General features: G+C 73.7%; 8 protein-coding genes. 4 read left to right on the top strand and 4 right to left on the bottom strand.

Going from position 1 to position 7,667, the window contains the following annotated elements:
* The first annotated feature begins 180 nt into the window (after positions 1-180).
* Entirely contained in the window at positions 181-675 is a 495-nt protein-coding gene (locus V6U82_RS27685; protein ID WP_128139076.1) for a hypothetical protein, read from the top strand.
* 55 nt (positions 676-730) lie between these two features.
* Here V6U82_RS27685 and V6U82_RS27680 read toward each other — a convergent pair whose 3' ends face one another.
* The gene (locus V6U82_RS27680; RefSeq protein ID WP_334466255.1) at positions 731-1,786 is read right to left on the bottom strand and encodes a GlxA family transcriptional regulator; all 1,056 of its coding nucleotides are present in this window, start codon (positions 1,784-1,786) and stop codon (positions 731-733) included.
* Between the two features lie 70 nt (positions 1,787-1,856).
* On the opposite strand from V6U82_RS27680, the gene V6U82_RS27675 reads away from it, so the two are divergent.
* Positions 1,857-3,155, top strand: coding sequence for an MFS transporter (locus tag V6U82_RS27675; protein ID WP_334466253.1), 1,299 nt, complete (start codon positions 1,857-1,859; stop codon positions 3,153-3,155).
* A gap of 50 nt (positions 3,156-3,205) precedes the next feature.
* Here the strand turns inward: V6U82_RS27675 and V6U82_RS27670 are convergent, their stop codons facing one another.
* The 3 genes from V6U82_RS27670 to V6U82_RS27660 are packed head-to-tail and all read right to left on the bottom strand — an operon-like array spanning position 3,206 to position 4,782.
* Positions 3,206-3,928, bottom strand: a complete 723-nt coding sequence (locus tag V6U82_RS27670) for an RICIN domain-containing protein (protein ID WP_334466251.1) — start codon at positions 3,926-3,928, stop codon at positions 3,206-3,208.
* A gap of 58 nt (positions 3,929-3,986) precedes the next feature.
* The gene (locus V6U82_RS27665) at positions 3,987-4,271 is read right to left on the bottom strand and encodes a DUF427 domain-containing protein (protein ID WP_120573956.1); all 285 of its coding nucleotides are present in this window, start codon (positions 4,269-4,271) and stop codon (positions 3,987-3,989) included.
* A 40-nt stretch (positions 4,272-4,311) separates the two neighbouring features.
* A complete protein-coding gene (locus tag V6U82_RS27660; RefSeq protein ID WP_334466248.1) occupies positions 4,312-4,782 on the bottom strand; it encodes an aminoacyl-tRNA deacylase in 471 nt (156 codons plus the stop codon).
* A gap of 92 nt (positions 4,783-4,874) precedes the next feature.
* On the opposite strand from V6U82_RS27660, the gene V6U82_RS27655 reads away from it, so the two are divergent.
* Positions 4,875-6,260, top strand: coding sequence for an FAD-binding oxidoreductase (locus V6U82_RS27655; protein ID WP_128137224.1), 1,386 nt, complete (start codon positions 4,875-4,877; stop codon positions 6,258-6,260).
* The gene (locus tag V6U82_RS27650; protein ID WP_334466246.1) at positions 6,257-7,600 is read left to right on the top strand and encodes a class I SAM-dependent methyltransferase; all 1,344 of its coding nucleotides are present in this window, start codon (positions 6,257-6,259) and stop codon (positions 7,598-7,600) included. The genes V6U82_RS27655 and V6U82_RS27650 overlap by 4 nt, the downstream gene beginning before the upstream one ends.
* The last annotated feature ends 67 nt before the right edge of the window (positions 7,601-7,667 follow it).

Raw genomic sequence — 7,667 nt, 5'->3', positions numbered from 1 at the left:
CCACTACGCCCAGTGGGAACAGCAGGCCGCCGACCTCGTCGCCCAGCACTGGAACAAGTAAGACCAACAAGCAAGACACAGCGAAAGGCCGGCACCCCGAAACCGGGGTGCCGGCCTTTTCACGCGTCCGGGTGAACCGGGCGCGGTAGCAGGGGCGGCCCCAGCCGCGGCGGGGGTTGGATGCGGGGCATGGACGAGGTGGACGCCCCGGCACTGCGGCAGGCGTACGAGGAGTTGTTCGCGGAGATCGACGCGGGCGGGTTCGGGCCGCCGCCGGAGGGACAGTTGAGCGCCGAGCAGATCGTCGCGCACCTCGCCGCCAACGACGAACTGATGAGCGAGGCGACCGAGGCGGTGCTGGCCGGCTCGCCGTTCGCCTACTACGACCTGGACACCATCCACCGTCCGCAACTCGACGCGCTCGTCTCCGAGTGCGGCGGGCTGGACGGCCTGGCCGCGTTGTTCCGGGCCACCAGCCAGAAGCTGTGCGCGTTGGCCGAACGGCTCGGCCCGGCGGCGGAGACGCCGGTGGAGACGGTGCTACGCGAGGGCTTCGACCTGGACGTGGACGACTCCCTGCCCTGGGGCAGAGCGCTGGACCTGCACATCCGCGTGCACCTGCCGCTGCACCTCGCGCAGCTCCGCGCCCTGCGCCGCCAGCCCCACCTCGCCTGACCGCCGGACCCCCAAGCCGCCGGACCGCCGGACCGCCGAGCCGCCGGACCGTCGATCATGCAGTTGTGGCCGTGGACAACTCCGACATGCCCGGCCTTCCGGGCGCCACAACTCCAAGATCGACGGCGGCGGAACGCGGGGCGGGAGACGGGCGGAACGTGCGGCGGTAGGCGGTGGGAGCTACGCCCACCCGGGCGTGGAAGTGCTGGCGCAGCGCGGCGGTGGTGCCGAAACCCGCGTCCCGGGCGATCCGGTCGACGCTCAGATCCGTCGTCTCCAGCAGCACCCGGGCATGCTCGGTGCGCTGCTGGAGCAGCCACTGCGCCGGGCTGAGCCCGGTCTCGGAGCGGAAGTGCCGGGTGAACGTACGGACGCTCATCCGCGCGTGCGCCGCCATCTCGCGTAGCGCCACCGGCTCGTGCAGCCGCTGCCGCGCCCACTCGCGGGTGGCCGCGGTGCCGTTGTCCGTGCCGCGGGGCACCGGCCGCTCGATGTACTGGGCCTGCCCACCGTCGCGCCACGGCGGGACCACGCAGCGCCGGGCCGCCCGGTTGGCCACCGCGCTGCCGTGGTCGGTGCGGACGACGTGCAGGCACAGGTCGATGCCGGCGGCCACCCCGGCCGAGGTGAGCACGTGACCGTCGTCGACGAAGAGCACGTCGGGGTCGAGCCGTACGCCGGGGTGCAGGCGGCGGAAGCGCGACGCGTACGCCCAGTGGGTGGTGGCCGGGCGGCCGTCGAGCAGGCCGGCGGCGGCGAGCACGAACGCCCCGGTGCAGATGGACATGACGCGCGCGCCCCTGTCGTACGCCGCCCGCAAAGCGTCGGCCACCTCGGCGGCAAGCGTGCCGTCGGAAAGCGGCGAGCCGGTGTGGATGCCGGGGACGATCACCGTGTCGGCGCGGTCCAGCAGTTCCAGGCCGTGGTCGGGGAGGACCTGGAAGCCGGCGCTGCTGCGAACCGGCAGGCCACCGGGAGTGCAGGTCGCCACCGCGTACAGCGGGGTGCGGTCGTCGGTGCGGGCGGCGCCGAGGACCTGCGCCGGGGTGCCGAGGTCGAGCGCGACCACGCCGTCGAGGGCGAGGACGGCGACCCGGTGCGGTACGGACATGGCCCGATTATTGCGCACGATGGCTTTCCGGCCACTCGTCGGGGGAACCGCCCGGCCCGAGACTCGGTTGGTGACCCGATCCCGCCTGCACCCGGCATGGCTCGTCGCCGCCGTCGCCTTCGTCGCGCTCGTCGGCGCGGCCGGTTTCCGGGCCACTCCCGGCGTGCTGCTGCACCCGCTGCACGCCGAGTTCGGCTGGCCGCTGGCGACCATCTCCGCCGCCGTCTCGGTCAACCTGCTGTTGTACGGGCTCACCGCGCCGTTCGCCGCCGCGCTGATGGACCGGTTCGGCATCCGCCGGGTGGTGGCCGGCGCGCTGGTGCTGGTGGCTGCCGGCAGCGGCCTGACCGTGGGGATGACCGAGAGCTGGCAGCTCATCCTCTGCTGGGGCGTCCTCGTCGGGCTGGGCACTGGCTCGATGGCCCTGGCGTTCGTGGCGACGGTGACCGGGCGCTGGTTCGTCAGGCGCCGCGGCCTGGTGACCGGAGTGCTCACCGCGGGCGGCGCGGCCGGGCAGCTCGTCTTCCTTCCGCTGCTCGCGGTGCTGGTGCGCGACCACGGCTGGCGCACGGCGGCACTCGTCGTCGCCGGGGCCGCTCTGGCGGTCGTACCCCTTGTGGTGTGGTTGTTGCGGGAGCACCCGGCGGACCTGGGGCGGCCCGCCTACGGCGCGACCGAGGTCGTGCCGCCGGCCCGGCCGGAGGGCGGCGCCGCGGCGCGGGCGGTCGGCGCGCTCGCCGCCGCCGCGCGGACGCGGCCGTTCTGGCTGCTCGCCGGCGGGTTCGCGATCTGCGGCGCGACGACGAACGGCCTGGTGGGTACGCACTTCGTGCCGGCCGCGCACGACCACGGCATGCCGGAGACCACTGCGGCCGGTCTGCTCGCCGTGGTCGGGCTCTTCGACATCGCCGGTTCGATCGCCTCCGGCTGGCTCACCGACCGGGTCGACGCCCGGCTGCTGCTCGGCGCCTACTACGCGTTGCGCGGGGCTTCGCTGCTGGTGCTGCCGAGCCTGTTCGCCGGTACGGCCGAGCCGAGCATGCTGGTCTTCATCGTCTTCTACGGCCTGGACTGGGTGGCGACGGTCCCGCCGACTGTGGCGCTGTGCCGGGAGTGGTTTGGCGCGTCCGGCGCCGTGGTGTTCGGCTGGGTGTTCGCCGCGCACCAGTTCGGTGCCGCGCTCGCGGCCACCGGCGCCGGTCTGGTCCGGGACCGGCTCGGTGACTACGCGCTGGCCTGGTACGTGGCCGGCGCGCTGTCGATCGGCGCGGCCGGGCTGTCGCTGCTGCTGCGCCGCCGTGCCGCCGGCGAGCGCGAATTCACCCCGCCGGTGGCCGTGGCCCGGCGGGCCTGGAGCTACCGGGGCTGACGGGTCGGCGCTGCCAGGGCTGAGCGGTCGGCGCTACCGAGGCCGGCCGGTCAGCCGGCCGCCCACTGCTGCTCGGGAGCGCCGCTGCACGGCGCCTGCTCCAGCTCGCGCCCGGCCTCGGTGCCCGCGTCGTCGACCTGCGCGCACTTGCCGCTGTGCACGGCGACGAGCAGCGCCGCGCCGTCACCGGCCGCCTGGAACCGCCACTGCTGGTTGGCCTGCCCGTTGCAGGACCACTGCTGCACGTCGGCGCCGTCGTCGGTCTTCGCCTCGTTGACGTCCAGGCACTTGCCGCTCGCCGCGTTCACGAGCAGGTAGGTGTCGTTCGTGACCGGCGTGACCACCCACTGCTGCTCCGGTCCGCCGGTGCAGTCGGCGAGCGCGGCCTGCGCGCCCTCGGCCTCGTCACCCGTGACGCCGAGGCAGCGCCCGGACGGCACGCCCCGGATCACCTTCGGCGTCGCCACCGGCGCGGCGGGGGTGCTCGGCGCCGCGCTCGGCGAGGGTGACGCCGACGGCGTGGGCTCCGCCGTCGGTTCCGTGCTCGGCTCGCTCGGCTCCGCCGTGGGCACCGCGGCCGCCGGCACCACCGGCCGTTCGTCACCGCCGCCGAGCACGCCGGTGGCGAAGAAGGCCCCGAGGAGTACGCCCGCGACGCCGACGCCCAGCGCGACCCGCATCAGCGGGTCCTGTGGCAGCCGGAGGCCACGGGTGCGGCGCGCGCCACGGGCGCCGTAGACGGTGCCGGACGGGTCGGAGTGCGGGTCGGCCATGGGGGCATCCTGACCCACCGGGGCCGCCGGGTGCCAGTCGCCCCGGCGGCACGGTGACTCAGTCGACGACCCGGACGTCCTTCCAGAACGCCACCCGGTCGCGGACCATCTCCGCCTCCGGCTTGGGGTCGGGGTAGTACCAGACGGCGTCCGGGCTGGTGGCGCCGCCGTGTTCGAGCGTGTAGTAGGAGGCGGTGCCCTTCCACGGGCAGACCGTGTGGGTGTCGGACTCCCGGATCAGGTCGTCGCGCAGCGCGGTACGGGGGAAGTAGTGGTTGCCCTCGACCACCACCGTGTCGTCGCTCTCGGCGACGACGAGGTCGTTCCAGACGGCTTTCGGCATGTGCTCCACGCTATGCCGCCGGCCGCCCACCGGCCACCGGTCAGCGCGTCGGCTCCTCGTCGGTCACGTCGGCGACCGTCGCGCCGAGCGCGGCCAGCACGGTGTCCGCGTCGACCGCGACGGCGAGGCCGTGCTCGCCCGCGCCGAGCGTGATCTCCCGGCCGCGCAGCCGCTCGTCGGCGACGACCGGCCAGGCGGTGGTGGAGCCGAACGGGGTGATGGTGCCGCGCGCGTACCCGGTGGCGGCCTTCGCCGCCTCGGCGTCGGGCATCGACAGCCGGCTCACCCCGAGCAGGGCGCGCAGCTTCGGCCAGGAGATCACCCGTCCGCCGGGCGTCAGCACGAACAGCAGGTCGCCCTCGCCGCGGCGGACCACGATCGTCTTGACCACGTCGGGCACCTCGACGCCGCGCGCCGCGGCCGCCTCGGCGAGGCTCGCGACCGGACCGTGACGGATCACCCGGTACGGCAGGCCGGCGTCGTCGAGTGCGGTGAGCGCGGGATTCGGCATGGCGGTCACGGTAACGCGCGCGTCGTCGGCGAGTCGTGGAAGGCCACCGTGGACATCCCACGAATTGTCGTACCCGAGCGTAAGGTGATCTCATGCACGCTGTCCGTGATCATGAACGGGCGGTGGACACGCTGCGGCGCTCCTACGCCGCGGTGCCCGCCGGGGAACCCGTACGGCTGGCCAAACAGACCTCGAACCTCTTCCGGCCCCGCTCCGCGCCGCGTACGCCGGGCCTGGACGTGAGCGGCCTGACCGGGGTGCTCGCCGTGGACCCGACGGCCCGCACCGCCGACGTGCAGGGCATGTGCACGTACGAGGATCTGGTCGACGCGACGCTGCCGCACGGCTTGATGCCGCTGGTCGTGCCGCAGTTGCGCACGATCACGCTGGGCGGCGCGGTGACCGGGCTGGGCATCGAGTCCACCTCCTTCCGCAACGGCCTGCCGCACGAGTCGGTGCTGGAGATGGACGTGCTCACCGGCGCGGGGGAGATCGTCACGACCCGGCCCCGGGGCGAGCACGCCGACCTGCACCGGGCCTTCCCGAACTCGCTCGGCAGCCTCGGCTACGCCACCCGGCTGCGCATCGAGCTGCAACCGATCCGCCGGTACGTGTCGCTGCGCAACATCCGGTTCACCCGGCTGGAGGAACTGGTCGACGCGATCGGCGAGGTGGTCGCCAAGGGCGCCTGGGGCGGTGAGCCGGTCGACGCCATGGACGGGGTGGTGTTCAGCCCCGGCGAGGCGTATCTCGTGCTCGGCACGTTCACCGACGAGGCCGACGAGCGTCCGTCCGACTACACCGGCCAGGAGATCTACTACCGCTCGCTGCGCCGGCGCACCCGGGACACGCTCACCGCGTACGACTATCTCTGGCGCTGGGACACGGACTGGTTCTGGTGTTCGGCGGCGTTCGGGGTGCAGCACCCGGTGGTGCGGCGGCTGTGGCCGCGGCGCTACCGGCGCAGCGACGTCTACCACCGGATCGTGCGGCTGGAGCACCGGCACCAGGTGGCCGCCCGGGTCGACAGGTGGCGGGGCCGTCCGGCCCGCGAGCGGGTGGTGCAGGACGTCGAGGTCCCGCTGGATCGCACGCCCGAGTTCCTGCGCTGGTTCGCGGCGAACGTGGGCATGACGCCGGTGTGGCTGTGCCCGCTGCGGCTGCGGGAGCCGTCCGGTCCCGGGTCGGCGAAGGCGTGGCCGCTGTATCCACTCCAACCGGGCGAAACGTATGTGAACATCGGCTTCTGGGGAAGCGTGCCCATCGCGGCGAGCGCCGCCGACGGCGACGTCAACCGACAGATCGAGCGCATGGTGTCGGAGGTGGGCGGTCACAAGTCGCTCTACTCCGACGCGTACTACGACCGGGGCGAGTTCGACCGGCTCTACGGCGGGGACACCTGGCGTGCCGTGAAGGACCGCTACGACCCGGACCACCGACTCACCGGACTGTACGAGAAGGCGGTATCCCGAGCATGAGTCTGACCGACCGAACACCGGGGGCGGCGAGCGCCCCGGCCGGCCCGCCGGCGGGCGGGCGGCGTACCGGACCCACAGTCGCGGACGTGGTCCGCGCGGTCACCACCGGCGACCTACCCGTCCGGGTCACCGGCTACGACGGCAGCGCGGTGGGCCCGGCCGACGCCGGGATCACCCTGGCGATCCGCACCGAGCGGGGCCTGTCCTACCTGCTCACCGCGCCGGGCGACCTGGGCATGGCCCGGGCCTACGTCAGCGGCGACCTGGGGCTGGAGGGCGTGCACCAGGGCGACCCGTACGAGGCGCTGCGGGTGATCAAGGACGAGGTGCCGCTGCGGCTCCCGGCGATGAGCGAGGCGCTCGCGCTGGTCCGGGGCCTGGGATGGGAACGGCTGCGCCCCCCACCGACCCCGCCGCAGGAGGCGGCGCCGCGCTGGCGGCGGCTGATGACCGGCCTGCGTCACTCGCGTACCCGGGACAGCAGCGCGATCTCCCACCACTACGACGTGTCGAACGCCTTCTACGAGAAGGTGCTCGGCCCGTCCATGACGTACACCTGCGCGGTCTTCCGCGGCCCCGGCGACACCCTGGAGGAGGCGCAGCGGGCCAAGTACGACCTGGTCGCCGGCAAGCTGGCGCTCAAGCCGGGGATGCGGCTGCTGGACGTCGGCTGCGGCTGGGGCGGCATGGTCCGGCACGCGGCCCGGGAGTACGGCGTCAAGGCGCTCGGTGTGACGCTGTCGAAGGCGCAGGCCGACTGGGCGCGGGCGGCGATCGAGCGGGAGGGGCTGAGCGAGCTGGCCGAGGTGCGCCACCTGGACTACCGGGACGCGCCGCGCGAGCAGTTCGACGCGATCTCCTCGATCGGGCTGACCGAGCACATCGGGGTGCGCAACTACCCGGCCTACTTCGGCGCGCTGCGCTCCCGGCTCAAGCCGGGCGGGCGGCTGCTCAACCACTGCATCACCCGGGCCGACAACCGGGCGCCGCACCGTTCCGGCGCGTTCATCGACAGGTACGTCTTCCCGGACGGTGAGCTGGCCGGCCCGGGCCGGCTGATCAGCGAGATCCACGACGCCGGGTTCGAGGTGCACCACGAGGAGAACCTGCGCCAGCACTACGCGCTGACGCTCGCCGCCTGGTGCCGCAACCTGGTCGAGCACTGGGACTTCTGCGTCGGCGAGGTCGGGCCGGGCACCGCCAAGGTGTGGGGCCTCTACATGGCCGGCTCCCGGCTGGCGTTCGAGCGCAACGGCATCCAGTTGCACCACGTGCTCGCCACGCACAACGGCCCGGACGGGGTGAACGGGTACCCGCTGCGTCCGGACTGGACGCCCTGACGCGACGTACCGACGAAAGGCCGCGCGGACCGCGCGGCCTTTCGTCGAAGCCATTGACAAAGAAGTT

The organism is Micromonospora sp. CPCC 205554, assembly GCF_036902745.1.
Taxonomy (GTDB): domain Bacteria; phylum Actinomycetota; class Actinomycetes; order Mycobacteriales; family Micromonosporaceae; genus Micromonospora; species Micromonospora tulbaghiae.
The sequence above is the reverse complement of the archived record's forward strand: the minus strand, read 5'-3'. Positions and strand labels throughout refer to the sequence as shown.